The following is a 25356-nucleotide window of genomic DNA, read 5'->3' on the forward strand; positions in this document are numbered from 1 at the left end:
TTACCGGCTCTGCGCCTCTCGGGCGAGCAAGACCCGCTTGCGCTCAACGCCCCACCGATAACCCGATAACCCGCCGTCGCGCCGCACTACCCGGTGACAGGGTATCGCCAGTGCCAGATGGTTGGCGGCGCAGGCTCCGGCCACTGCGCGCACGGCCTTGGGTGCGCCTATTTTCTTGGCGATGTCGGTATAGGTAGCGGTTGCACCGGAGGGGATGTCGCTGATGGCCCGCCACACCTGTTGCTGAAACTCCGTGCCGCGGACGTCGAGAGGCAAGTCGGGCCAGTCGGTGGCTGCATCTACAAACTGAACAAGTCGCGCGACCCGTTGCCCGAGCGACCCACTTACCCGCTCCTCGGCGCCCGGAAAGCGGTGTTTGAACTCGTCGATCAGGTGCTGGCGATCGTCACCGAAGGCGATGCCACAGATACCTTTCTCACTTTCGGCCACTAACATCAGACCGAGCGAACAATTTGCCAGTGTGAAACCAACCGGCGCGGGTGTGTGGAACATGGTCGTCACCTGAAAATCCTGCTGTCGATATGACTACTATAGAGGGTTTCCCAACCGCAGCACAAAGCAGGGGCCGGGTTACCGCCGACAGATTACAAAGCCTTCACAAGGTAGGGTTTAGCGGTGCTGGTTCTTTTGTCTGGCCAGTTGGCGCTATAAACTGGGACCCTTGTCAACCAGCCAGGTTTTGCCATGAAAGCCCAGATATACAAAGAACCCCCTGAAGTTCAGGAGTCCGTCTCGTACCGCTGGGACCGGATTCTATTCACTGCAGTGCTGGCCTTGCTGCTCTTGAGCGGGATTGTCTGGGCCATTTGGTCCTGGGCCAGTTGGGCCGACACCGAGGCCGAGGGCACGCCCCTGGTCCTCGAAGAGCGCACCCGGGATCCCATCCCGACCGTAACAGCCACGCCTGCGGCTGTCACCGACACCCCTGTTTCCCTACCGCCGACTGACGCTCCGTTCGCTGCCGGGCTTGCGGGCCCGGAAAGCGCCACAGACAGCCCCCTGGATCCGGTCGATGAACCAGCCGATCGGCCTGTTGAGGATGGGGACTCGCAGCCAGATGAATTGACCGGTGTAGCAGGTGACGTTGATCCGAACGTTGAGGCACCAGGCGAGACAGCTCTTGCTCTGCCCACCGTCACCGTCTCTGTTTCAGCAACCGACGACAGCGAACACACTGCCCATGCCGCTAACGGGACACTCGCGCCGCACACTGATGTACAACCAGAATCAGCCCAGACCGATGGCGTCATTACGCCCGAGCCAGCTCCGGTAACCATCCAGTCTGACCAGGTCGTGCGGGCGGGCGTGTCGGAGGTGCTGGAAGCCAAGGAATTAGTCGGGGCATTACCCGCCACCGTGCCCATGAACGATGCGGGCTTGCTGAGGGTCTATTTCTTTAATGAAGTCGTGGGCATGAACCAACAAGTGTATTACCACGACTGGTATCTTAACGATGAGCGTCAGGCCCGGGTTGCGATACGACCGTTTACCAGTCCGATGCGGGCATCGTCGGGCAAATACGTGGACCGCTCCATGCTGGGTTCCTGGCGGGTGGAAGCAGTATCTGCAGAGGGCGAGCTGTTGGCTGAAGCACGTTTTGAGGTGGTGGACTAGCGCCGCTGTCAGTGTGCCGCCAGGACTGCGTGGCGGGCATTGATGCGGTCCCCTGTGTGCCTTGAGTTCCGGAAAGAAGGTTAAAAACAGTCGTTCCAGTTCGTGATCGTGAGCGTGAATGTCTTCGATGATTCCATAAAACCGATGGGGAAAGCGGATACGGGTGGCAATCCGGTCAAGTGCATAGCCGACAGCATCAAGATCCTTGTAACTGGTAAACCAGTCATCGTGGATGATCCGCTGGGTTACCCGGGCCATGCGATCAGGCATCAGTGCGTGCCCTGCATCCAGATCCCTGTAGACCTCGGCAATAAATCCATCGACACAAACGCTGCTGAACCTGCCCCAGTGGCGCAACAGATAATGATCGAACAACACGTCCAGAGCGACCCCGGCAAACCGGCGCCGGGGTGCGGCAAACAAATGTTTCGCAGCCCGTACCTGTGGGTGAGTGTCGGTGTATACATCCACGGCACGATGGTGTGCCAGTCCCTCTCCGACCGCCAGGGGAAGACGGTCAACCCGCACGCCGCGGGCAAAGTCACCCAACAAGCTGCCCACCCGATGCTCCATCGAGTCGGGCGCCAGAAACAAATGTGCCAGATAATTCAAGAATAGTGCCTCCAGATTGCAGAAGTGCGCCGCCAAAGGTATTCTGGCGCTCTTCCTGGGGTTGCCTGGCTCGAGTGTCTTTTGAAAAACCTGAATCCCGTAATCTTCATTCTAAGCGTAATGTTTGTGCTGCTCAGCATCTTTATGACGCTGCCGGCGGTGTTGCTGTCTGGCAGCGACGCGCCCAATTCACAGGCATTCATTATATCGGCTGCGGTGGTTTTTGGCATGGGCCTGTGCGGGATGCTGGGTACCTACCACAAGGAACGCGATCTCAAACCCCGGTACATGTTTGTGCTGACGGTGACCAGCTGGTTGTTCATCTCGCTGGTGTCCGCCTTACCCTTTTACCTGAGCGACAATGACATCAACTGGGCCACCGCCTTGTTTGAAAGTACCTCGGGGATCACCACCACCGGCGCCACGGCATTAAGCGGGCTCGATTTTATGGATCGCGATCTGCTGCTGTGGCGGTCCATCCTGCAATGGGTGGGTGGCATCGGCATCATCGGCATGTTCGTCGCGGTGCTGCCGTTTTTGCGGGTTGGCGGCATGCGGCTGTTTGCCACCGAATCCTCGGAATGGACCGACAAAGCCCTGCCCCGCATGAAAACCCTCAGCCGCGGCCTGCTGCTGGTCTATCTGGTGTTTTCCACCGTTGCAGTACTCACCTATTGGGCGTCGGGCATGAGTCTTTTTGACGCCTTCAACCACGGACTGACCAGCATCGCCACCGGGGGGTTCTCCACCTCCGATTCGTCCATGGGCAAGTTTGATTCGGACCTCATTCTGGTGGAGGCCTCGATTTTCATGGCGCTCGGCGGCATGCCGTTCTTCTTGTTTGTCCGGGAAATGCACGGTCAGCGCGGAGTCCTGTGGCGGGATCAGCAGGTGCGCGCGTTTGTGGGTATTCTGCTGTTTGTGCCGCTGGTGTTGACCTGCTATCGCTGGCTGATGACCGACGACTTCGATCTGCTGTCCGGCTATGTGTCTACCCTGTTCAATGTCACCTCGGTGGTCACCACCACCGGTTACGCCTCGGAAGACTATTCGGCCTGGGGTTCGCTGGCGTTTGTGGTGTTTTTCTACCTGATGTTCATCGGTGGCTGTTCCGGGTCGACTTCCGGAGGCATGAAAGTGTTTCGCTTTCAGCTGTCACTGATTCTGTTGCGTGAGCAGCTGATGCGTTTGCTGCATCCCCGCGCGGTTCTGAGCCGCAAATACAACGGTCGCGTAGTCAGCGATGAGATCATCGCGTCAATGGTGGCCTACACCTTTATATTTTTCCTGTCGTTAATGGTTATTACGGTGATTCTGGCGGGCCTGGAGCTCGAATTTCCGGTCGCGCTGACCGGCGCTCTCGCGGCGCTGACCAATGTGGGGCCGGGGCTGGGCAATGTCATCGGGCCATCGGGTAACTTTGCCACCCTTCCGGACGCCGCCAAGCTGGTGCTCAGTGCGGGCATGCTCATGGGGCGTCTGGAAATTCTCAGTGTGGTGGTCGTGCTCTCGCCCGCCTTCTGGCGCTCCTGATCAGAGCTTCAATACGGCCCGTATAAACGCACCGATATCCACTATCTCCTCCAGACACACGTTGTGTTCCATCGGGTAGGTTTTATAGTTGGCGGTGATTCCCAGCTGTTTCATCGCTTGAACGCTGCGTTGCCCGAGGGCTTCGATCACCATCGGATCCCGGGTGCCGTGATAAATATTGACCGGTATCGACTGATTAGCGGGCGCCACCTGCACGGTTTCGGCGGTCGCAAAATAGGTCGACAACCCCAGCAAGCCCGCCAGCGGTTGCGAAAATGACAGCGCCGCTTCATAGGCCACCGCGCCGCCCTGAGAAAACCCGGCCAGAATAATCCGGCGGCTGTCGATGCCACTGTCGATTTGCTGCTGCACCAGCCGGATGACCGCATCGGCCGATGCTTTGAGTTGCTCGTGATCAATCACCCGATCAATGTCCATGGCCTTGATGTCGTACCAGGCGGGCATGCGCATGCCACCGTTGACCGTCACCGGCAGTTCCGGCGCATGGGGGAAAATAAAGCGCACCGCCGCGTTCGCCGGCAGCCCCAGTTCCGGCACCACCGGTTCAAAATCGTGACCGCTGGCGCCCAGGCCGTGCAGCCAGATAACGGCCGCGTCCGGGTTGGGGGCGGTTTCAGTCGACAGGTACTCCAGTTCCATTACCTTTTTCCTCTGATTTGCAGATTACTGTTCGGACCCGCTCTGGGCTTTCAGAGCGCTGGCCACCGGATTGGCGTACATGTCTCGCAGGTAGGGGCGTTGCGCGGGCGCGCAGGCGTTCAGCCGCCTGTTCAAGTGTTCCTCCGCCGCCGCCAGGTCGGTGTCGCTCCAGGTGTCGGCAGTAACCAATCCGGCGAGCATGTCCGCGGGGCCGTGAGCTGCATCCTGTTGCGCCCTCTGCTGATACGCCACCAGATTGGAGGCATGCAGGTGATAATTGGCGTTCATCTCATTGTCGATGCGTGTGGCCAGGGCCTTCGGATTATCCGGCGAATCCTTGATGGGGCTGCCAAAGTGAACGTGCACGCGGCCCTTGAATCCGGTCAGCCCTTTGAGGATCTGCTCGGTATCTTCGCCCTCGGTCTTGGTGTAACTGCCTTCGCGAGCACGCGCTTCCAGCTCCCGGGCCTTGTCGGCATCACAGGGGTCGTACTCATAGGAAATCGACACCGGCACTATATGCATCCGGTTCATGGCCTCATCAAACGCCAGCCCGGATTTTTTACGGCACATGTAAAACATCTTGATGATTGCCGGGTCGGTCTGATCGATGCCGTTTTTGGCCCGGCCTTCCCGCTGGGCGATCCAGATGCTGTGGTTGGTGTCAATGCTGTGACAGATAAAGGACGACAACAGCAGATAGGCGTCACGCATTTCCCGGGGACTGGTCATGTTGCGGCGCACGATAAAACTTTTGTTCAGACGCATGAGTTCAGCAAACAAGCGGTTCTGCAACAGGTTGTCACCGATTGCGATACGGGTGGTACTGAACCCCTGGCTGTACAGCAGGTAATTGACCACCATCGGGTCGAACACTATGTCCCGGTGATTGGAAATAAACAGATAGGCCGATTGCTTGTCGAGGCGCTCCAACCCCGATTGGGTCACCCGGGTGGTGGTTTTATCAACCAGCGCGGCCACATGGGACGACAGCTGTGCCTGAATGTCGTCAATGCGGGTCAGCCCGCCAAATTTCTCATGCATCCACGCTTTAACCCGCATACGGACCAGTCTGGGGAACCAACGGCTCAGTCTCGGGGATTTGAAACGCGCGATAAGGTCAATGAACTCCGGGTCTTGGACAAGACGCGTGAATGCCGCAGTGGTTTCCTCATCCGAATAAGGGCGTATGCCGTCAAATTCCTGCATGGATTTCCTGTCGTCGATAACAATTTAAGTGGTGTTGTGGGCCAAAACCAGACCGGGGATGGCTATAAAAACGCGGCTATTGTAACGCTTTGATCATGAATATGCTGCAAAACATCCCGTGGCGTTTCTGGTATCATGCCGCTTTTGTTTACCACCCGCATCAGACGTTGAGCCCTATGGATACTACCCCGGACCCACAAGCCGTGTTGCGGCAGGTGTTTGGTTATGAACAGTTTCGGCCGTTACAGGGCGATATCATCCACGAGGTGGTTGCCGGAGGCAACGCCCTCGTGCTGATGCCTACCGGCGGCGGCAAATCATTATGTTATCAGGTGCCTGCACTGGTTCGCCCGGGTACCGCAATTGTGGTGTCACCGCTGATCGCCCTGATGCAAGATCAGGTGACCGCGCTCCGCCAGCTTGGGGTACGCGCCGCGTTTCTCAACTCGAGCATGGATTACGAGCAAGCCCGGGATACCGAAAGTGCGCTGCTGAATGGCGACCTCGACCTGCTTTATTGCGCCCCGGAACGCTTGCTGCAACCGCGCACGCTGGGTTTGCTGCATCAGTCGGCCCTCTCATTGTTTGCCATTGATGAAGCCCATTGTGTGTCCCAGTGGGGCCACGACTTCCGCGCTGATTATCTGGGACTGGACATTCTGGCCCGTGAGTTCCCCGCTGTTCCCCGTATAGCGCTGACCGCAACGGCGGATGAGCGCACCCGCAAGGAAATTGCCGAGCGGTTATCCCTGACCGATGCCCGTCACTTTGTCAGCGGGTTTGACCGGCCCAACATTCAATACCGCATCGCTCCGAAGACCAACGCGAACAGTCAGTTAGTCGACTTTATCAAAACCGAGCACAACGGTGACGCGGGGATTGTCTATTGCCTGTCCCGCAACAAGGTGGAGGCTACCGCCCGCCTGCTGCGGGATAAAGGCTTGACCGCACTGCCCTACCATGCCGGTCTGCCCGCCGAACAGCGCGCAGCCCATCAAGAACGTTTCCTGCGGGAAGACGGAGTCATTGTGGTGGCCACCATCGCCTTTGGCATGGGTATCGACAAGCCGGATGTGCGTTTTGTCGCCCACATGGATCTGCCCAAAAGTCTGGAAAGCTACTATCAGGAAACCGGCCGTGCGGGGCGTGACGGCAACCCCTCGACCGCCTGGATGGTGTATGGCCTGCAGGACGTGATCAAGTTGCGGCAAATGCTTGAAGGTTCAATGGGCAGCGACCAGTTCAAACGGGTCGAACGGCAAAAAATGGACGCCATGCTGGGGCTTTGTGAAGTCACCAGCTGTCGTCGGCAGGCGTTATTGCGCTATTTCGGGGATACTCTGGAGACCCCCTGCGGCAACTGCGATACCTGTTTAACCCCGCCGGAAACCTGGGATGGCACCGTGGCGGTGCAAAAAGCCCTGTCCTGCGTCTTCCGGACCGGACAGCGTTTCGGCGTCAGCTATCTGATTGACGTACTCCGGGGCTCTGAAAACGATCGCATTCGCCAGTTCGGCCATCACGAGGTATCGACCTACGGCATCGGTAAGGACCTGACTGTTAACGAGTGGAAGTCGGTGTTTCGTCAGTTGGTGGCCAACGGCTACCTGCGGGCGGACCCGGACGGTTACGGCGCGCTGCAGTTGACGGAATCCTGCCGCCCCTTGCTGCAGGGCAAGCAAGCGGTTGAGTTACGGAAAGACCCTGCCGTGAAGAAAAGCGCCGGGCGATCCGGCAGTCGCAGTGGCTCTGCGGTGCGCGCACAAATCACCGATCACGACGGCTGGGAAGTGCTGCGTGCGTGCCGTAAAGAGCTGGCCGACAAGCAAGGCGTGCCACCCTATGTGATTTTTCACGACACCACCTTGTTTGACATGCTGGAGCGCAAGCCCGCCACCCTGGAGGAACTGGCCGAGGTGAGTGGCGTGGGCTCCGCAAAACTGGAAAAGTACGGCGAGACCTTTCTACAGGCAATCGCACAACTGGGATAGTGTGACGCCGGCCCGCCCGCAATGAACAGGCGGACCGGCAGGCTTACACCCTGAAGCGGGACACGTTGTCGTTCAGCGTCTGGCCGATAGCGGCAATGTGACCGCTGTATACGTCGTTTTCACTGGCGGCCGCCGCCGCTTCCTGGCCCTGATCGGCAATCCGGGTGATCGACGCATTCAACTCCTCGGTAACGGCGGTCTGTTCTTCCGAGGCCGTGGCGATCTGCGACGTCATCTGGCTGATCGAGGTTATGGCCTCAGCAACCCGATCCAGCGCTTCCATCGCATCCTGGGCTTTCTCCATGCTCACATTGGACACTGCGGTCGACGCTTTCATCACATTGACCGCATCTTCGGCACCTTTTTGCAGGCGCTCGATCATGCTGTTGATTTCTTCAGTACTGGTTTGGGTTCTCTGGGCCAGATTGCGGACTTCATCCGCCACGACCGCAAAACCTCGCCCGGCGTCACCGGCACGGGCCGCTTCAATCGCCGCATTCAGTGCCAACAGGTTGGTTTGTTCGGCGATGCCCTGAATCACCTCAAGCACGGTGGTGATGGACGACACGTCCTCGCCCAGGTTGTTGATCACGTCGGTGGCCCCGTGAATTTCCCGCGCCAGTTGCTGCACCGCATCCCGTGAGTGGGTAACCGTGTCCAGCGAAGCCCGGCTTTCATCGTCGGCGGTGTTGGCCGCGTCGGCGGTTTGCTGGGCGCTTTGGGCAATTTCAGTGGCCGCCGCCGACATCTCATTAATGGCGGTCGCAACCATATCCACTTCCGCCTGCTGGTTCTCAACATTCTGACGACTGGCACCGGCGGTATCCCGGAGCGACACCACATTGGTTTTCAACTCCTCACTGCCACTCTGAACGTCACGAACCACGTTCTGGATATTCTCGATGAAGCGGTTAAAGTCACGGGCCAGTTCGCCAAACTCATCCGTCGCCTTGTCATCCAGACGCTGGGTCAGATCGGCCTCACCCGCACTGATGTCCGCCATTGCCACACCCAGACGGCGGATCGGCGCCATCAACACCTTGATCCCAACGTGCAATATTACCAGCGAAATCAACAGCGCGATTACCGCAATGATCAGGCCCGTCCTCCGGGCGCTTTCCATGGGCGCGCTGATTTTGTCATCGCTCACGAAGGTCCCCAGATACCAGTCCACGCCCTCCGCATTGCGGATCGGATGGAACGCCACCCGCCAGTTTTCACCGTCGTGCTGGTAATACTGACGGTTGCCGTCAAAATTCGGGGTCATTCCGGTCAGTGTGCTGACGTTCTCACCAATCAGGCTTCGGTCGGGATGGAACAGCACAACTCCCCGACTGTTCACCAGCCCCAGATAACCCGTTCCCGAAAAGGACGTTGCGCTCAACATTTCGTCGATGGCGGCCATGCTGATGTCGCCACCGGCAACGCCCTGATAGCGCCGGCTTTTGACCGGAACAACAGCGGTAATTAACAGCTCATTGATTTGGGCATCAAGATACGGCTCAGTGAAGGTCGCCTTGTCAGAGTTGACCGTTTGCTGATACCAACCGCGCTTACGCGGGTCGTAGCCGGGAGGCAAGGTCGCTTCCACAGCCTCCGACTGCATCAGCATCTGGCCACTTTTGTCGCCAATATACACTTCGAGAAAGCCACCGCCTGCGGTCATGGCCCGCAGAATATTGCGTGCTTCCTCATCAGTCGCAACGTTACCCACAGCCTCCGCTGCGGCCACGGTCATCTCGAGGCGGGTATTGAGCCACTGAGCGATACTGTTGGCATTCTGGGCGACGGCATCGGCAATCTGAGCGTCAATGTAAGTATCGCTCGTGTCTTCAAGCCGGGCGTCGCCGACTGCCGTAAACACACCCATGATGAGCACCAACAAAATACCGAAGGCGCTGAGTAGCTTTTGTCCGAATGTCAATTGCACAACATTTCCTCTTGGCTGGGAATGCAAATAGGTAGTATTAATCTGGCTGGCTATCGGCCCGGACTGCGAACTCTTTAACAGTTTCTGCTAAACTTTTTTAAGTAATAATTTGCGCTTACAAAAACTTCCCAACAACGCGCCGGAGCCGGACTGCATGGCCCATGAAGAGCTGCACCTGAACCTCAGAAATCTGTCTCTGGAAGATTACAGCCAACTCAAGCACCTGATGAATCGTGTTTACGACGACATCGGCGGCTCCTGGCCCAAAACCACCATCGACGCCCTGGTCGAGCAGTTTCCAGACGGGCAGATCTGCATCGAAGAATCCGGTGAACTGGTGGCCGTGGCGCTCACCGTGTGCGTCAAATACGACCGTTTCAGCAACCCGCACACCTACGACGACCTGATCATGAAAAATGAAAAGATCAGGCACGACAAAGACGGCGATTCCCTGTACGGCCTCGATGTGTTTATTCACCCGGATTATCGGGGCTACCGGTTAGGCCGCCGGCTGTACGAAGCCCGCAAAGAGCTGTGCCGCTCCATGAACCTGCGGGCCATTCTGGCCGGCGGGCGGATTCCCAACTATTCCAAGTATTCGGATCAGTACAAACCGGAAGAGTATATTGAGCGGGTCAACCGCCGGGAAATTTACGATCCGATCCTCACCTTTCAGCTGGCCAATGATTTTCAAGTGACCCGGCTGATGCGCAAGTATCTTCCCGAAGATGAGAAATCTCTCGGCTACGCGACCTTGCTGGAGTGGCGCAACATTCTGTTCGCGCCCCCCTCATCCATCCTGCAGGTCAAAAAAACCCAGGTCCGGATGGGCGCCGTACAATGGCAAATGCGGGAATTTTCATCGGTGGAGGAGGTGCTGCGCCAGGTTGAGTACTTTGTGGATGCCTTGTCAGACTACAAAAGCGATTTTGCCCTGTTCCCCGAGTTTTTCAATGCCCCCTTGATGGGACTCACCGATCAGATTGACCAGACGCGGGCGATACGCTTTCTGGCAGGTTTTACCGAACAGTTCCGTGACCAGATGTCAGACATGGCGGTCAGTTACAACATCAACATCATCACCGGCTCCATGCCGCTGATCGAGAACGACCGTGCTTACAATATCAGTTACCTGTGCCATCGGGACGGCCGCGTGGATGAACAGCGCAAAATCCACATCACCCCCCACGAGCGTCGCGACTGGGTCATTGAAGGTGGTGACAAATTCGAGGTTTTTGACACCGATGCCGGGCGGGTGGCAATTATGATCTGCTACGACATCGAGTTCCCCGAACTGGGCCGCATCGCGGCATTGAAAGAAGTCGACATAATTTGTGTGCCCTTCTGGACGGACACCAAAAACGGCTATTTGCGGGTGCGTCACTGTGCCCAGGCCCGGGCGATCGAAAACGAGTGTTACGTGGTGATTACCGGCAGTGTCGGCAACCTCCCCAAGGTAGAAAACCTGGACATACAGTACGCCCAGTCGTCGGTTTTTTCGCCTTCGGATTTTGCCTTCCCCCACGATGCGGTGCTGGCAGAAACCACCCCGAATACTGAAATGGTCATGTTCTCGGATCTGGATCTGGAGAAGTTGACCCTGATCCGCAACGAAGGGGCGGTGACCAACCTGAAAGACCGGAGAACCGATCTGTACACGCTTAAAACCGTCTGATTCCCCTGCCTGGCGGCTCGATAACCCGGTCACCGCCACCCGGCAAGGCATTGAAAATTTTCATGGGCAGGCTATTCTGTAGCCTTTAACGGCACCAATACTGGGGGGCATTGCAGCCATGGATGAAGCGTTGCCTGATCTGATCGCGCAGTTTTCCGTCAAACGGCGTTTCTTCCGCAAAGAAACCATTGAGGCACACTTATTCAGCCTGGACCAGTTCAGCTGCGTGCTCAAAACGGACAAGATTTTCGAGTTGGGAGATAGCCTGCAACTTGACCTCATTCTCGCCATGCCCTTTGAGAACATCCACCTCAAAGGGGTGAGCGGTCTGGTAACCGAACGTAGAAAATACTGCAGCAACTTCTTTTATTCGATTGATTTTAAAAGAGACTCCGCAAGCGAGCACCCTGCCAAGAGGGAGCAATTGCTGCGTATACTGGACGTCGTCAGCAAGAAACAGACACTACGATCCAGGCGTGTAGCCGGTCGCCCGGTAAAACTCGGGGGCGCGGCCTGACGGATTAAAACCAGCGGGAGAAACCTCCATGGCCAAAAAGAAGAAACCCAGCGTTGATAACATCGTTAAAAAGGTGAACAAGGAGTTCGAAAAAACCGCCGCCCAGATTGAGAGCCTGATCCACGACGCACTGAAACAGATCGAAGCGCTGCAGGGTCAGATCCAGGAACCGGTAAAAAAACTGATGAAAGACCTGGACGGGCGCCGGGAAAAAGAAATGAAACGGGTCAGTGACGAGCTGGAGCGGCGTCTGGGTGAGTTCCAGCAAGGGGTTATGGATCGATTGGGTATTGCTGCCAAAGGTGATCCAGAGAGCCAACCCGAACCGCCTGCCAAGTCGTCGCCACCCTCTGTGAAACCGCCGTCTCCCCCCGGCAAGCGAACACAGCCGGCGGGCAAAGCCACAGCGTCAAGAGCCGCGACCGCACCGAAACCGAAACCGAAGACTGAGACCCAACCCGCCAGCAAAACTGCGGTTAATACCGACCTTACCCGGATCAAGGGTATTGGCCCGGTTACCGCTAAAAAATGAGGGCGGTCGGTGTCACCCGCATTGACCAGATTGCCACGCCCACCGAGACAGAACGCAAACAGATGCAATCCTTCGCCAGTCCCAAAGCCATTGCGACCTGGTCTGACGAAGCCAAGAAACTTATGGAATGAACGCCAGTCAGCAGCCTGTTTTACAGGACATAGTCCTGATTGGCGGTGGCCACAGCCACGTCGGGGTACTGAGGTATTTCGCCATGAACCCGGTACCTGGCCTCCGTGTTACGCTCATCTGTCAGGACACCCATACCCCCTATTCCGGCATGCTGCCTGGCTATATCGCCGGCTATTACGCCTATGACGAGGTACATATCGATTTACGGCACCTTGCCGAGTACACGGGGGCCGCTTTTTACCCTGCTGAGGTGATCGGTATCGACCGGCAGCACCGGCAGGTGCTGTGCAACGGCCGCCCTCCGGTACGCTACGACCTGCTTTCCATCAACACCGGTGCGACTCCCCGGGTCAGCAATATTCCCGGCGCCTCCCGCTACGGGACAGCGGTCAAACCCATACGGGGGTTTAACCAGCGGTGGCTGGCCTTGCTCGCGCGGATTGAAGCAGGTGCGCGCCCCGTGACCATCGCGGTGGTGGGTGCCGGCGCAGGCGGTGTGGAATTGTGCCTGGCGATGCAACACCGGTTCAGGCACCGGCCGGTTCACTTTCATCTGATCGATGCAGCCAACACCGTGCTGGCCACCCACAATCCCCGCGTGCAGGCACGCTTTCGCAAAGTGCTGCAGGACCGGGGTGTCTCCGTGCACCTGAACTCCGCGGTGGTCAGCGTGCAAGACCAGCGCCTGCGCTTATCAACGGGTGCCACGTTGGAGACCGATGAAACCTTCTGGGTTACCGGAGCGTCGGGGCCAGACTGGGTGAAGGCCACCGGGCTGGCGGTAGATGGGAACGGTTTCATAAAGGTTCGCCCGACCCTGCAGACATCCACCGACCCGCTGGTATTTGCCGCGGGCGATGTGGCCCACGTCAGTGCCCACCCCAGGGAAAAAGCCGGCGTGATCGCGGTACGCCAGGCACGTCCCCTGGCACAGAATCTGATCCGCTGTGCACGGGGCCAGCCGCCCCGCCCTTTTCGTCCGCAAAAAACCTGGCTTGCACTGATCAGTACCGGCAACCAGTACGCAGTTGCCTCCCGGGGCCGTTTCAGCTTGGCCGGTCGCGCGCTGTGGGTTTGGAAGGATCGGATCGACCGGAAATTCATGCGGCAGCACGCAGGGTTTGCACCCATGAACGCGCCGCCAGCAGCACCCGATACCAGCAACGCGCGCTCGCAGGAAGACGCTGCCCAGGCCATTGCGGCCACCACCATGCGATGTGGCGGTTGCGGCGCAAAAGTCGGCAGTCCGGTATTAGGCCGGGTACTCGCCCGATTGCAACCGCTTGCCCGTGCCGATGTTCTGGTGGGGCTGCACTCTCCGGACGATGCGGCGGTCACCACAGTACCCTCCGGACGGGCGCTGGTGCACAGTGTTGATTTCTTCCGGGCCTTTGTGGACGACCCCTACGTGTTTGGCAGGATTGCGGCCAATCACAGTCTGGGGGACCTGTACGCCATGGGCGCGGAACCGCAATCCGCCTCGGCCATAGTCACTGTGCCCTACGGCATCGAACGGCAGACCGAAGAAACGTTGTTCCAGATGATGGCCGGCGCGGTCGAAGTGCTGAATCTGGCCGGTTGCGCGCTGGTGGGCGGGCATACCGGTGAAGGCCAGGAGCTGGCCCTCGGGTTCTCAGTGCACGGGCTGATCAGCCCCGACGCGGTGCTGCGGAAAACCGGTTTACAACCCGGCGATGCGCTGATTCTGACCAAACCTCTGGGCACCGGCACCTTGTTGGCGGCCCATACCCAACTGGCCGCCAAAGGCCGCTGGATTGATCACGCCCTGAACATCATGATGCAATCGAATCAACAGGCAGCGGAATGCCTGATCCGGCACGGCGCCACCGCCTGTACCGATGTCACCGGCTTCGGGTTGCTGGGGCATCTGAACGAAATGACCCGGGCTTCGGGGGTGTCGGTAGCCTTGTCCCTCGGGGCTGTTCCCTTGCTGGAAGGCGCAGCAACAACTTCCGGACGGGGTATCCTGAGTTCGCTCCACCCCGCCAATGCCCGCGCACAACAGGCCATCCAGAACCCGGAAAACTGGCAACACCACCCTGCTTACCCGTTGCTGTTTGACCCGCAAACGGCGGGGGGCTTATTGGCCGGCATCCCCTATGAGCAGGCGGACCGTTGTCTACGGGAGTTGCACGCGCTCGGCTATAGCTGCGCGTCGCTGATCGGTCGGGTGCGGGCGATCGGGGGCGTGCCGGAGTCGGTGCATTTGTCAGCGTAGACGTCCCGCGGCCTGAAAGGTCAGCTTGAACGGCCCGCTGTGCAGGGGTTGTGCACCGTCTTGCAGATCAATGCGCCAGATCATGCCCGGATCTTCGGTGCAATAGGGCGCAGTAAAGTTGGCCACCCAGGTGTCAGCTTTGGCAGTCTTTTTAAGGACGACGGGGTATTCGCCAAGGTACATGGATTCCCCCCGCAGCACGCCGATCAGCCGCTGGGGGTTGGCGGAGGTGGTCACGGTCAGCTGGTAAGTTTCACCCCCGGAATTCTGCCCTGACGGTTTCATGTCGACCGACCAGTGATGGCCGGACTGCCATTCGCAGCCGGTTGTGAGAAGATCACAGTGCTCGAGGGTCCCGGGGCCGCCGCTGCCCGAAGACGACATCAGCCATCGGGGTCCGAGCACAGCGAGCGCCAGCAATCCGAGCATGACACAACCAGCGAACAGAGCTCGTTTCGACATAGGGTTTAATACCTGCGTGGTGGAAGACCGGTGATTCCGCGGTTTCTTCCATAAAACTGCAGCACGGGCGGTATTATGGAGGTTTATGGTCGGGACCACAAAGTTGCGGGTAATACAAGGTTACGCACGGGTGGCAGAACATGAGAAAATGCGACGCTTTGATTCACGCTAAACAGGATGAAACTGTGCAACCGGACATTTCTGTTCAGAATCTCAACAAGGTTTACGCCGGTGGCTTCCAGGCACTGAAAGACATCAACCTGGACATCCGACGGGGCGAAATATTTGCCCTGCTGGGCCCCAACGGGGCCGGAAAAACCACCCTGATCAGCATCATTTGCGGCATCGTCAACCTGTCCAGCGGCAAAGTCTTCGCGGCTGGCCACGACATTGTCAAAGATTACCGCGCGGCCCGCTCGACCATCGGGCTGGTGCCCCAGGAGTTGAACACCGATTCCTTTGAAACCGTCTGGGACACAGTCACCTTCAGCCGTGGTCTGTTCGGCAAAGCCGCCAACCCGGCCCACATCGAAAAGGTGCTGAAAGATCTGTCACTGTGGGATAAGCGCAACAACCGTATCATGTCTCTGTCCGGTGGCATGAAACGTCGGGTAATGATTGCCAAGGCGCTGTCCCACGAACCGGAAATCCTGTTCCTGGACGAACCCACCGCCGGCGTGGATGTAGAGTTACGCCGCGACATGTGGGACATGGTTCGGGGGCTGCGAGACAAAGGCGTGACCATCATTCTCACCACCCATTACATCGAAGAGGCCGAGGAAATGGCCGACCGGATCGGCGTCATTCGCGAGGGCGAGATCATTCTGGTGGAAGACAAGCACGTGCTGATGCGCAAACTGGGCAAAAAGCAGTTACGGCTGTTGCTGCAGCAGCCGTTGGAAAAAGTGCCCGGGGAATTGGCCCTCGAACCGGTCGAGCTGTCCGGTGATGGCTTCGAGCTGGTGTACACCTTCGATTCCCAGCAGGAACAGGCCGGGGTGGCCAAATTGCTGCGCACCCTGGGTGATCTTGGCATTGAATACCGTGATCTGCAGACCCGTGAAAGTTCATTGGAAGATATCTTTGTCGGCCTGGTTCACGAGTAGCTCTGATTTGCAATTTGTCACCCGGAGAGAAACATGAATTTTTACGGCGTAATGGCAATATACAAATTTGAAATGGCGCGTATGCGGCGTACGCTGATGCAAAGCATTGCTTCACCAGTCATTTCTACCTCTTTGTATTTTATAGTGTTTGGCTCTGCGATCGGGCCGCGCATGGGCGCCATCGATGGCATCGACTACGGGGCCTTTATTATTCCCGGGCTGGTGATGCTGACGCTGTTGATGCAGAGCATTTCCAACGCCTCGTTTGCGATTTATATGCCCCGGTTTTCCGGCACCATCTACGAAGTGCTGTCCGCCCCCGTGTCCTACATCGAAGTGGTGGTGGGGTATGTGGGGGCGGCCGCCACCAAATCGGTAATTCTTGGGCTGGTGATTTTGCTGACCGCCAATTTCTTCGTGGATTACTCCATTCTCCATCCGGTGTGGATGTTGTCGTTCCTGGTCCTGACGGCGGTGACCTTCAGTCTGTTCGGCTTTATTCTCGGCATCTGGGCCGATGGTTTTGAAAAGCTGCAAATCGTTCCACTGATGGTGGTGACTCCGCTGGTCTTTCTCGGTGGTACCTTTTACTCCATCGACATGCTGCCTCCTCTGTGGCAAACCCTCACCCTGTTTAACCCGGTGGTGTACCTGATCAGCGGTTTTCGCTGGGCATTTTACGGCGTCTCCGATGTACACGTCAGCGTCAGTGTGGTTATGACTCTGGTGTTTCTGGCGATCTGCATGTTGGTCATCTGGCGCATCTTCAAGACCGGTTACCGCTTGCGCACCTGATGACCAGATTATCGCTTCCGACGATCGCTGTGCTGGTACTGGCCGTGTATGCGTCCAGTGCCTGCACGCAACCGCAGCTCAGCCGCCAACAGAAGCTGGCCAGCCAGCCGGCGCACATTGTTACCGCAGATCGGGTCGTCCCTATCACGGTTGAAATTGCCCGCACCGACACCGAGCGCCGGACGGGCCTGATGGGGCGCACCTCGCTGGCCACCAATGCGGGCATGCTGTTTGTGTACCGCAGCGAACGCCCGGGGCACCACGGCTTCTGGATGTTTCAGACCCTGATTCCCCTGGACATTGCATATCTGGGCGCCGATGGCGAAATTCGCGCGATCCGGCACATGGCCCCATGCCAGCCCAACGAAAAGTGCCCGAGCTATCCCGCCGGACAACCTTTCTCCGCCGCACTGGAAATGAATCAGGGGTTCTTCGCCCGTCATGGCATTGTCGTGGGTGACCGGGTGGAATGGGGCGACTGAACCGCCACCTCACTCAAGGCCTGACTTTTGATGGCCTCCAGATCTCTGGGTTGCACTCCCAGGTCCTGCCATTGGTCCGGGTGGCAGGTAAACAACAGGATCTGATGGCGCTGCGAGGCATCGAACAAGATACGTTTCATTTTCGCCAGCCGCGTCACGTCACTGTGCACCAGAGTGTCATCCAGAATGATCAGCGTGGGCCGGCCTGCTTCTTGCAGCAGATCCGCATAGGCCAGCCGGCTGATCAGCCCCATCTGCTCCCGGGCACCGAAGCTGAGCGCCCGCACCTCGCCGGTCTCCTGCCCTTGCCGGCCTGACCGGGTCATCTGCCCGGGAATCAACCGGTCATCCACCTCGATACTCGCCTGCGGGAATAGCATCCGCAGATAATGGTGGAGGTGCTTTTGCAGCGGTGCCTGCAAGCGACGGGTGAGTTCCTGCCGTTTGTCTTGCAATAAGCCCAGCAACAAATCCAGCGCCTCTGCCCGGCGCCGCAGTTCCTGATAACGGCGCTCAACCCGCTCGAGATTTGCTGTCTGCTGGTCACGCAGCTCTTCCAGGCCTTCCCCCCCTAAGGTTTCCAGCGCACTTTGCAGGCGCGCCAATTCCAACGCCCGGCTTTGGTGGGCCCGCTCCAGCTGTTCAGCACTGGTTTTGAAGCGCACCATATCCTGCTGCAGCAAATCAGGCCGGGCCTCATCAATCCGGGTTTGCCGGAGGTCGATCGCCGCTTGCAGACGGGAGCTGTCCTCTTCTGCCGAGCGTATATTCTGTGCCAGAGTGTGTTGCAACTGCTGACGTTTCGGGTCTTCCAGCTCCCGCTGCAGCTGCTGCCATTCCTGTTGAGCCGCCTGTGTCCGCTGGGTCGCCATCGCCAGACTCTGCTGATGGCGCTGATGCTGTTGTTCAGCGTCGGCCAGCTGTTGCTCGCGCTCCGCCTGCTGTGTTTCGGCCTGGTCCAGAGGCAGTGCTGTCGCCGACGCCACCGGCAGTGCCGCCAGCCGGGCACGCAGCTGTTCCAGCCTGATGTATTCCGTCTGCTGATGGGCGCGCAATGCGTCAATACCTTCGGGAGCCACCGACGTCAGCAACTGTTCCCGCGTCTTGATGGTGCGCAGCCGCTCGGCCTGACGTTCCGCTTTTTGTTCCCCTTCAGCCAGAGACGCCACCGCCAGCGCATGAAGCTGGCGATTCCGCTCATCTGTGAGCCGCGCCAGCTGGCGCTGCAACCGGCCAAGATCCTCCCCGCCCGGAGTAATTTGCAACTCTCCCACGCCGGGAATCACCAGTCGGGTTTCTTCCAGCAGCAACGTTTCCCCCGTGCCGCGGAGTAACGTATCTTCCAGAGTAAACGTTTGGTTGCCCTCCAGGTGATAGCGCAGGCGGGTGGCGATGGCATTAGAACGGATGCTCGCCTCATCCAACTGCCGTTGGCATTGCCGCAGGTTTGCCAGTGTGTCCGGGTCGATGGCGTCCTGCCGTTGGACCTGCCGGGTCTGCTCCAGAGTCTCCTGATGCTCCCGGGCCTTGGCCAGACGGTCGCTCAGACCGGCGATCTGGCGCTCCAGTTGGCTAACGCTGTCTGCAAGTTGCCCATGTTGCTGCTGCTGTCTGGCCAGCGCCACCTTCTCCAGCGCCCGGGAATAAGCCGACTGGGCGTGCTGCAGGCGCGCCTCGATCTGAGGGCTCTGCGCGCTCAGGCTGGCCAGAGATTCCTGCGCCCTGATGTACTCCTGATGACGCTGTTCCAGTTTGTCGACTTGTGAGCGGGCCTGGGATTGCTGCTCCCGCAACAACCCGAGGGTCTGGGTATGGTTGTTGAGTGCCTGCTGTTCCTGCTGTTGTTCCTGCTGCCATTGTTCAACCTGGCGATGTCTGCGTTGCGCTTCTTCATACTGTTGCCTGGCCGCCAGCCACGGTTGCTGGTGCTCATCCCGCTGGTGCTGTTGCCGCAATTCACCCAGCCGGTCGACTTGTGCCTGATACTGCCCGATGCGTTGTTCCAGGGTAGCTAACCCGGCACTCAATTCGGCTTTGCGGGTGGCCAGCGTGGCATATTCTCCGCGGGGTTTACCGGTCGGGGTCAACAAGTTACTGCGCTGCGCTGCCACAGTCTGGATGAGGTCATCCCCACCGCTGCTGGCCACTTCCCCGAGCATGCTGTGCAATGCCGCTTGCAAATGATCCCCGGCGTGTTGCGCCGCGGCTTCAATATCCTGACCGCTGCCCTGCTCCACCCACAGCAGGCCGGGGATGCCCCAGTGCCTGTCCTGACTGGCACCGCGGCTGGCGTATTGGAACCCCAGCAAGTCTGCGAGTTTGTCTTCGGCCTCTTCACCGCTGAACGCCTGACCGGCGACCTGCAAATCGCACCGTTTGGTGGCCAGGAAGCTTTTGTGCAACTGCCAGTCCTGCCGCTGGCTGGTGAAGTGGATTTCAATGCTGGGCGCGGCCGCCGAATCCCCCCAGGGGCGCAAATGCTCCGCACCGTTGGAACGGTGGCGTTCAAAAAATGCTGAGCGGATGGCTTGTACCAGCGTGCTTTTGCCCGATTCGTTCGGGCCATAGAACAGATTCAGTCCCGCGGTCAATTGCGGCAATTCCAGCGGTTGCCGGAACTGTCGCACCTGTTCAATTCTGACCCGCTGTAATTTCATGACGAGGCCTCCTCGGCGGATTCGGGTGGAGCACCAACCTGACGGTCCCGGAGCAACCCGGTGAGAATGGCCAGGGCATCCCGGGCTTGCGGATCGTCACCCTGCTGCTGGCGCTCCCGCAGCAGGGTAATTACCTCACCCAGATAGCCGTCAGCCTGCAACGCGGCCACGTCGTCATCGGTGGGCTGCAGACTCAACCCGGTGCGATCACACTGCACACTGCGATGACGTGCCTCGGCCACCGACAATCCGTATTGCAAGCGGGTTTCGCCGTGCAGATCGATATCACCTTGCAGACGGATATCGAGGACCGCCGGGGCCGGTATGGCGGCCAGTTCTTCCAGCAACTGATCTACGTCCGACGACACCCTGAGGGTTTTCTGTAACTGGTACCAGGGATACTGCCCGACCGGGTGCTGGCTCACTTCGGGTTCCGCACCGGGCCCGGCAAGGTCAACAATCAAAGCATAACCCGCCTCATTGTTTCGGAACCGTTCTGGCTCCGGGGTGCCGCTGTACCAGGTGCGGGCGTTGATGCGTTTGCTACCGTGCCAGTCGCCCAGCGCCAGATAATCCAGTCGCGCCCGCTCGGCCCGGTCGGCCGCGATCGGGTTGGTGGCATCGACGGTGTCCGGCAGAATGCCCTGCACACTGCCGTGGGCAAGCCCCACGCGCAGCAAGTCCGGTCTGGTCATCCAGTCGGCAAAGGCCGCGGTTAAATCTTCATAGGTGTGCCGTTGGGTCAGCGGAGCCGCCAGCACCGCCATCCCCTGGTCTGGCAGCTCAATTACCCCGGGTACCAGGGCCAGATGGACGTTATCGGCAACCGCGTCCAGGCGCAGAGCTCTGGTCCATACACTCTCTGCCAGCGCGGCATCGTGGTTGCCGGGCAAGAGTACCCAGGGCCCCTGATAACCACTCATGGCATTAAAAACACGGCGGATGGTGCGATCCGGCACCGTTTGGGTATCAAACACATCGCCTGCTACCAGTACCGCATCGCAGCGCTCGTCCCGGGCCAGTTGGGCCAGTCGCTCGATAGCCGTGAAGCGGGCTTCCGCTAACGCGGCGGCATCATCGGGTTCAAACCGGCTGTAGGTGCGGCCCATTTGCCAGTCAGCGGTGTGCAAAAAACGAGGCATGTGAACGGTTTCCTGTCTGCTGGGTGAAGTTCCGGTACGGGGACCAGGAAGAGTCTACCAGTTAGATCAGGCAAGTAGATAAACGACCCGTCGACAAACGCCCGGAGCAGCCCCGGCCGACAGTGATTGCGGACACTCAGAGGCGCAGGATGGTCCGGTAACCGGCAACATCAACCTCGTAGGACGTGTGTTGGCGCAGGTAATCCCGGAAGGTTTCCGACGCCTCCGGCTCACCGTGCACCAGCTGAATCGCGGTACCCGCCGCCAGATCGCTTTGCTGCAGCCATTGTTCCAGCTCGCCGTAATCCGCGTGCGCCGACAGGCCGTCCAGCATTTCGATCCGTGCCTTGACCGGAATCCACGCGCCGTGGATTTTGACGGTCTCAGCGCCGGCCACCATTTTGGCACCACGGGTACCTCCCGCCTGGTAGCCCGCGAAGATTACCGTGGTTTTATGATCGGAAAGTAACTTTTTGAAATGATGCAGAATTCTACCCCCGGTGGCCATACCGCTGCCGGCGATAATAATGTGAGGATAGGTTTGCCCCAGCAATTCTTTGGAAGCGTCAACGGAGCGGGTATAAATCGTCGACTGACCCAGGCTGCGACACTCCTGCTGGCTCAGTTTGTGTTGTTCGGGGTAATTCCAGTATATCTCCGACACATCAATCGCCATGGGACTGTCGAGATACACAGGCAGCTTGGGAATACGCTGCTCCCGCATCAGACGGTCCAGCATATACTGCAGCACCTGGGCCCGCCCCACCGCGAAAGACGGAATCAATACCCGGCCACCGCCTTCGACGGTCGAGTTGATGACCTCAGCCAATTCAGCAAATGGATCCTCAGCCCTGTGCAGACGGTTACCGTAAGTGGACTCCAGCAGTAAAAGATCCAATGCCGGTAACGGCTTCGGCGCATGCATGAAAATATCGTCGAGACGCCCGACATCACCGGAAAAACCAACCCGTTTGCCCTCCGCCTCCAGAATTACGCTGCCCGCTCCCAGGATGTGTCCCACCGGCTGCAGATGAAAACGGATATCACCGATGGTCATCGGCTGTTCGTAGCCGAGGGACTGAAACAACGTCAGACTGGCGTTGGCTTCATCCTGGTTGTAGAGCGGTTCGGGCTTTTCATGCCGACCGATTTTATGCCGTTGGCAGAAGCGGGCCTCCTCCTCCTGAATGTGGCCACTGTCCGCCAGCATAATTCCGCACAACTCCACCGTGGCGGGATGGGCGAACACCGGGCCACGGTAGCCGCGTTTATATAGCACGGGAAGGTAACCGGAATGGTCCAGATGGGCATGGGTGAGGATGACCGCATCCAGAGAACCAATGTCCACCGGCAATGGGTCGCGATTGCGGCGGCGCAGCCATTTGTAGCCCTGGAACAGGCCGCAATCCACCAGCACCCGGGTGGTGTCTGTTTCCACCAGGAATTTCGACCCGGTGACGGTTTCCGCACCACCCAAAAAAACGATGTTCATAACGTCGAGCCTTGTTGGTGAATTGTTATTCAGTATAAGACGTATCCACCCACCGACAACACGGGCTCATCCCACCGAGCAACCGCACCGGATCGATGCGGTCAGTCTCCCTTGACCCCCTTTTCAATGCGCTCGCCAATACTCTGGTCGATGTTTTTCCAGTACTCAAACACCCGCGACAACACCGGCTCTGCCACCCCCGCTTTAATGTGACCGACCGCATTAGCGACTAACCGGTCCCGGGCCGCCTCGTCCATAACGTTGTTAATCAGCGTATTGGCCTGTCCAAAATCGTCGTCGTCCTTGCGCAAGGTATAGGCGGCACGCACCATATCACCACTGGTTTGCCAGGTGGAATCGGTGGGAAACCGCCCGCCATCGGCGCTGGGCCCACCCTTGGAGTTGGGCGCGTACACCGGGTCGGTCACGTTATCAATGCGCATGGCGCCGTCTTTGCTGTAACTGTGCACCGGTGACTGGGGCCGGTTGACCGGTATCTGTTTGTAGTTGGCCCCCAGACGGTGGCGATGGGCATCGGCGTAAGCGAACACCCGTCCCAGCAGCATTTTATCCGGACTGATACCGATACCCGGTACCAGATTGTTGGGTTCGAAAGCGGCCTGTTCAATTTCGGTGTGGTAATCGGTGGGGTTGCGGTTGAGGGTGAGGGTGCCCAGCTTGATTAGCGGGTAATCGCCATGGGGCCACACCTTGGTAAGATCGAACGGGTTGAAGCGGTAGGTTTCCGCCTCCTTGAACGGCATGATCTGCATGTGCAGCGTCCAACTCGGGTGGTCGCCCCGCTGGATCGCGTCATACAGGTCCCGGGTGTGATAGTCCCCATCCTCACCGGCCAGGCGATCGGCGTCTTCCTGGGTCAGAAAGTCAACCCCCTGATCGGTTTTGAAGTGGTACTTGACCCAGAATTTATCCCCCTGGGCGTTCACCCACAGGTAGGTGTGGCTGGAGTACCCGTTCATGTGGCGCCAGCTTTTGGGAATGCCACGGTCCCCCATCAGCCAGGTGACCTGATGAGCCGACTCCGGTGACAGGGTCCAGAAATCCCATTGCATGTCGTGGTCGCGCAGATTGGTATCCGCCCGGCGTTTTTGCGAGCGGATGAAATGCTGGAACTTCATCGGATCACGGAGAAAAAACACCGGGGTGTTGTTGCCCACCATGTCGTAATTGCCTTCGCTGGTGTAGAACTTGAGCGCGAAGCCCCGGGGGTCACGCCAGGTATCGGGGCTGCCCCGCTCACCGGCCACGGTGGAGAAGCGAATCAGCACATCGGTTGTGGTGCCAGGCTGAAACACCGCGGCTTTGGTGTATTGGCTGAGGTCCTCGGTTACCTCAAAGTGGCCGAACGCACCGCCGCCCTTGGCGTGGGGCTGACGCTCGGGGATGCGCTCGCGGTTAAAACTGGCCATTTGCTCAATCAGATAGTGATCATGCAGCAGCAAGGGGCCGTCCGGGCCCACCGATAAAGAGTGTTCATCGCTGGCAACCGGTATACCGGCATCGGTGGTGGTCGGTTTGGTGTCTTTAGGTGCCATTGTAAGGTCTCCTTGTTGGGTACTGTCGGAGCATGTTCAGCCCGCCCTCCGAACCGGCTCGGGCGGCTACCGTTGGTTCATTCAGTGAAGCAGTATTATGGAAAAACACCTAATCCGGGGTAGGCTGACCCCGACTGGAGGAGCACAATCATGAATCTGAATCTGCAAGGCCGAAAGGCCATCGTCTGCGCAGCGTCCAAAGGGTTGGGGCGGGCCTGCGCGTTTGCCCTGGCCGAAGAAGGAGTGGAGCTTGTTATCAACGCCCGCAATGCCGAGGCGCTGGAACAAACCGCGGCGGCCATTCGCACTGCCACCGGCGTCAGAGTGGTCGCTGTGCCTGCCGACATCACCACCGAACAAGGCCGCACGAAAGTGTTGGCGGCCTGCCCCGAACCGGACATTCTGGTCACCAACGCCGGGGGGCCACCTGCGGGTGACTTCCGTGACTGGGACGAACAGGCCTGGCACGACGCGCTGGATGCCAATATGCTCACCCCGATCTTTCTCATCAAAGCCGTGGTCGACGGTATGATGGCCCGGGGCTTCGGGCGCATTGTCAACATTACCTCCGGCGCGGTAAAAGCCCCCATTGCGGTGCTCGGTCTGTCCAACGGTGCGCGCAGCGGGCTGACCGGATTTGTCGCGGGTCTGGCCCGGGAGACCGTTGCCCGCAATGTGACCATCAACGGCTTGCTGCCCGGACCGTTCGATACCGACCGGCTCCATTCGGTCGTGGCTGCTGAGGCCGAGCGTCTTGAAATCACTCCCAATGAGGCCCGCGAGCGTCGCATGCAGGCGAACCCGGCCAAACGTTTCGGACGTCCGGATGAGTTCGGTGCGGCCTGCGCCTTCCTCTGCAGTGAGCAGGCAGGCTTCATCACCGGTCAGAACCTGTTGCTGGATGGTGGCCAGTATCCAGGCACATTTTAGCCCCCGGGTTACGCGCCGCCGGCACAGGGGTTGCATCAGGGGCGTTGCCCGTTGGGTCCAAAGCTGACT

21 protein-coding genes and 1 pseudogene are annotated in these 25356 nt (G+C 58.8%); 12 read left to right on the forward strand and 10 right to left on the reverse strand.

Going from position 1 to position 25356, the window contains the following annotated elements:
• A complete protein-coding gene (locus BG841_RS14875; protein WP_070058363.1) occupies nucleotides 1-513 on the reverse strand; it encodes a methylated-DNA--[protein]-cysteine S-methyltransferase in 513 nt (170 codons plus the stop codon).
• A 192-nt stretch (nucleotides 514-705) separates the two neighbouring features.
• Between BG841_RS14875 and BG841_RS14880 the strand changes: the two genes are divergently transcribed.
• A complete protein-coding gene (locus BG841_RS14880) occupies nucleotides 706-1635 on the forward strand; it encodes a DUF2914 domain-containing protein (RefSeq protein ID WP_070058364.1) in 930 nt (309 codons plus the stop codon).
• A gap of 120 nt (nucleotides 1636-1755) precedes the next feature.
• Here the strand turns inward: BG841_RS14880 and BG841_RS16750 are convergent.
• A pseudogene (locus BG841_RS16750) lies at nucleotides 1756-2208 on the reverse strand (ACP phosphodiesterase); the annotation flags it as partial.
• A gap of 159 nt (nucleotides 2209-2367) precedes the next feature.
• On the opposite strand from BG841_RS16750, the gene BG841_RS14890 reads away from it, so the two are divergent.
• The gene (locus tag BG841_RS14890; protein ID WP_141737165.1) at nucleotides 2368-3780 is read left to right on the forward strand and encodes a TrkH family potassium uptake protein; all 1413 of its coding nucleotides are present in this window, start codon (nucleotides 2368-2370) and stop codon (nucleotides 3778-3780) included.
• On the opposite strand, the gene BG841_RS14895 is transcribed toward BG841_RS14890, so the two are convergent.
• Complete coding sequence (locus tag BG841_RS14895; RefSeq protein WP_070058367.1) at nucleotides 3781-4440, reverse strand: alpha/beta hydrolase; 660 nt, start codon at nucleotides 4438-4440, stop codon at nucleotides 3781-3783.
• Between the two features lie 24 nt (nucleotides 4441-4464).
• Complete coding sequence (locus BG841_RS14900) at nucleotides 4465-5649, reverse strand: 1-acyl-sn-glycerol-3-phosphate acyltransferase (RefSeq protein WP_070058368.1); 1185 nt, start codon at nucleotides 5647-5649, stop codon at nucleotides 4465-4467.
• Between the two features lie 176 nt (nucleotides 5650-5825).
• On the opposite strand from BG841_RS14900, the gene recQ reads away from it, so the two are divergent.
• Nucleotides 5826-7640 (forward strand): DNA helicase RecQ, encoded by a 1815-nt coding sequence (gene recQ, locus BG841_RS14905; RefSeq protein ID WP_070058867.1) that lies wholly within the window; start codon nucleotides 5826-5828, stop codon nucleotides 7638-7640.
• Between the two features lie 43 nt (nucleotides 7641-7683).
• On the opposite strand, the gene BG841_RS14910 is transcribed toward recQ, so the two are convergent.
• Entirely contained in the window at nucleotides 7684-9570 is a 1887-nt protein-coding gene (locus BG841_RS14910; RefSeq protein ID WP_070058369.1) for a methyl-accepting chemotaxis protein, read from the reverse strand.
• Nucleotides 9571-9724: 154 nt separating this feature from the next.
• Between BG841_RS14910 and BG841_RS14915 the strand changes: the two genes are divergently transcribed.
• From BG841_RS14915 to selD, 5 genes are all read left to right on the forward strand, one after another.
• Nucleotides 9725-11245, forward strand: a complete 1521-nt coding sequence (locus BG841_RS14915; protein ID WP_070058370.1) for a bifunctional GNAT family N-acetyltransferase/carbon-nitrogen hydrolase family protein — start codon at nucleotides 9725-9727, stop codon at nucleotides 11243-11245.
• 118 nt (nucleotides 11246-11363) lie between these two features.
• Nucleotides 11364-11762 (forward strand): hypothetical protein, encoded by a 399-nt coding sequence (locus BG841_RS14920; protein ID WP_070058371.1) that lies wholly within the window; start codon nucleotides 11364-11366, stop codon nucleotides 11760-11762.
• A 28-nt stretch (nucleotides 11763-11790) separates the two neighbouring features.
• Nucleotides 11791-12294, forward strand: coding sequence for a hypothetical protein (locus BG841_RS14925; RefSeq protein WP_228141676.1), 504 nt, complete (start codon nucleotides 11791-11793; stop codon nucleotides 12292-12294).
• Nucleotides 12291-12425, forward strand: coding sequence for a hypothetical protein (locus BG841_RS17560; RefSeq protein ID WP_265733888.1), 135 nt, complete (start codon nucleotides 12291-12293; stop codon nucleotides 12423-12425). The genes BG841_RS14925 and BG841_RS17560 overlap by 4 nt, the downstream gene beginning before the upstream one ends.
• On the forward strand, nucleotides 12422-14665 hold the full coding sequence (selD, locus tag BG841_RS14930; RefSeq protein ID WP_070058372.1) for a selenide, water dikinase SelD: 2244 nt from the start codon (nucleotides 12422-12424) through the stop codon (nucleotides 14663-14665). The genes BG841_RS17560 and selD overlap by 4 nt, the downstream gene beginning before the upstream one ends.
• On the opposite strand, the gene BG841_RS14935 is transcribed toward selD, so the two are convergent.
• Complete coding sequence (locus BG841_RS14935) at nucleotides 14657-15127, reverse strand: hypothetical protein (RefSeq protein WP_070058373.1); 471 nt, start codon at nucleotides 15125-15127, stop codon at nucleotides 14657-14659. The genes selD and BG841_RS14935 overlap by 9 nt on opposite strands.
• Before the next feature lie 185 nt (nucleotides 15128-15312).
• Between BG841_RS14935 and BG841_RS14940 the strand changes: the two genes are divergently transcribed.
• The 3 genes from BG841_RS14940 to BG841_RS14950 are packed head-to-tail and all read left to right on the forward strand — an operon-like array spanning nucleotide 15313 to nucleotide 17510.
• Nucleotides 15313-16233: an ABC transporter ATP-binding protein gene (locus BG841_RS14940; RefSeq protein ID WP_070058374.1), complete on the forward strand. Its 921-nt coding sequence runs from the start codon at nucleotides 15313-15315 to the stop codon at nucleotides 16231-16233.
• A gap of 33 nt (nucleotides 16234-16266) precedes the next feature.
• Nucleotides 16267-17028, forward strand: a complete 762-nt coding sequence (locus BG841_RS14945; protein WP_070058375.1) for an ABC transporter permease — start codon at nucleotides 16267-16269, stop codon at nucleotides 17026-17028.
• Nucleotides 17028-17510 carry a DUF192 domain-containing protein gene (locus BG841_RS14950; protein ID WP_083260281.1) on the forward strand — a complete coding sequence of 161 codons (483 nt, stop codon included), beginning with the start codon at nucleotides 17028-17030 and terminating at the stop codon, nucleotides 17508-17510. The genes BG841_RS14945 and BG841_RS14950 overlap by 1 nt, the downstream gene beginning before the upstream one ends.
• Here BG841_RS14950 and BG841_RS14955 read toward each other — a convergent pair.
• The 4 genes from BG841_RS14955 to BG841_RS14970 all read right to left on the reverse strand — a co-directional run bounded on the left by BG841_RS14955 (nucleotide 17468) and on the right by BG841_RS14970 (nucleotide 24357).
• Entirely contained in the window at nucleotides 17468-20167 is a 2700-nt protein-coding gene (locus tag BG841_RS14955) for an AAA family ATPase (protein WP_070058377.1), read from the reverse strand. The two genes, BG841_RS14950 and BG841_RS14955, sit on opposite strands and share 43 nt — an antisense overlap.
• Nucleotides 20164-21309: a metallophosphoesterase family protein gene (locus BG841_RS14960; protein ID WP_070058378.1), complete on the reverse strand. Its 1146-nt coding sequence runs from the start codon at nucleotides 21307-21309 to the stop codon at nucleotides 20164-20166. Before BG841_RS14960 ends, BG841_RS14955 begins: the two co-directional genes overlap by 4 nt.
• 136 nt (nucleotides 21310-21445) lie before the next feature.
• Entirely contained in the window at nucleotides 21446-22801 is a 1356-nt protein-coding gene (locus BG841_RS14965; protein WP_070058379.1) for an MBL fold metallo-hydrolase RNA specificity domain-containing protein, read from the reverse strand.
• 101 nt (nucleotides 22802-22902) lie between these two features.
• The gene (locus tag BG841_RS14970; RefSeq protein WP_070058380.1) at nucleotides 22903-24357 is read right to left on the reverse strand and encodes a catalase; all 1455 of its coding nucleotides are present in this window, start codon (nucleotides 24355-24357) and stop codon (nucleotides 22903-22905) included.
• A 150-nt stretch (nucleotides 24358-24507) separates the two neighbouring features.
• Between BG841_RS14970 and BG841_RS14975 the strand changes: the two genes are divergently transcribed.
• Nucleotides 24508-25287, forward strand: a complete 780-nt coding sequence (locus BG841_RS14975) for an SDR family oxidoreductase (RefSeq protein WP_070058381.1) — start codon at nucleotides 24508-24510, stop codon at nucleotides 25285-25287.
• The last annotated feature ends 69 nt before the right edge of the window (nucleotides 25288-25356 follow it).

Origin of the sequence: Marinobacter sp. X15-166B (assembly GCF_001752365.1) — a bacterium.
Taxonomy (GTDB): Bacteria; Pseudomonadota; Gammaproteobacteria; order Pseudomonadales; family Oleiphilaceae; genus Marinobacter.

Coding starts and splice junctions, on each gene's coding strand:
- BG841_RS14875 (WP_070058363.1), bottom strand. CDS start 513: ATGTTCCACACACCCGCGCCGGTTGGTTTCACACTGGCAAATTGTTCG.
- BG841_RS14880 (WP_070058364.1), top strand. CDS start 706: ATGAAAGCCCAGATATACAAAGAACCCCCTGAAGTTCAGGAGTCCGTC.
- BG841_RS14890 (WP_141737165.1), top strand. CDS start 2,368: ATGTTTGTGCTGCTCAGCATCTTTATGACGCTGCCGGCGGTGTTGCTG.
- BG841_RS14895 (WP_070058367.1), bottom strand. CDS start 4,440: ATGGAACTGGAGTACCTGTCGACTGAAACCGCCCCCAACCCGGACGCG.
- BG841_RS14900 (WP_070058368.1), bottom strand. CDS start 5,649: ATGCAGGAATTTGACGGCATACGCCCTTATTCGGATGAGGAAACCACT.
- recQ (WP_070058867.1), top strand. CDS start 5,826: ATGGATACTACCCCGGACCCACAAGCCGTGTTGCGGCAGGTGTTTGGT.
- BG841_RS14915 (WP_070058370.1), top strand. CDS start 9,725: ATGGCCCATGAAGAGCTGCACCTGAACCTCAGAAATCTGTCTCTGGAA.
- BG841_RS14920 (WP_070058371.1), top strand. CDS start 11,364: ATGGATGAAGCGTTGCCTGATCTGATCGCGCAGTTTTCCGTCAAACGG.
- BG841_RS14925 (WP_228141676.1), top strand. CDS start 11,791: ATGGCCAAAAAGAAGAAACCCAGCGTTGATAACATCGTTAAAAAGGTG.
- BG841_RS17560 (WP_265733888.1), top strand. CDS start 12,291: ATGAGGGCGGTCGGTGTCACCCGCATTGACCAGATTGCCACGCCCACC.
- selD (WP_070058372.1), top strand. CDS start 12,422: ATGAACGCCAGTCAGCAGCCTGTTTTACAGGACATAGTCCTGATTGGC.
- BG841_RS14935 (WP_070058373.1), bottom strand. CDS start 15,127: ATGTCGAAACGAGCTCTGTTCGCTGGTTGTGTCATGCTCGGATTGCTG.
- BG841_RS14945 (WP_070058375.1), top strand. CDS start 16,267: ATGAATTTTTACGGCGTAATGGCAATATACAAATTTGAAATGGCGCGT.
- BG841_RS14950 (WP_083260281.1), top strand. CDS start 17,028: ATGACCAGATTATCGCTTCCGACGATCGCTGTGCTGGTACTGGCCGTG.
- BG841_RS14955 (WP_070058377.1), bottom strand. CDS start 20,167: ATGAAATTACAGCGGGTCAGAATTGAACAGGTGCGACAGTTCCGGCAA.
- BG841_RS14960 (WP_070058378.1), bottom strand. CDS start 21,309: ATGCCTCGTTTTTTGCACACCGCTGACTGGCAAATGGGCCGCACCTAC.
- BG841_RS14965 (WP_070058379.1), bottom strand. CDS start 22,801: ATGAACATCGTTTTTTTGGGTGGTGCGGAAACCGTCACCGGGTCGAAA.
- BG841_RS14970 (WP_070058380.1), bottom strand. CDS start 24,357: ATGGCACCTAAAGACACCAAACCGACCACCACCGATGCCGGTATACCG.
- BG841_RS14975 (WP_070058381.1), top strand. CDS start 24,508: ATGAATCTGAATCTGCAAGGCCGAAAGGCCATCGTCTGCGCAGCGTCC.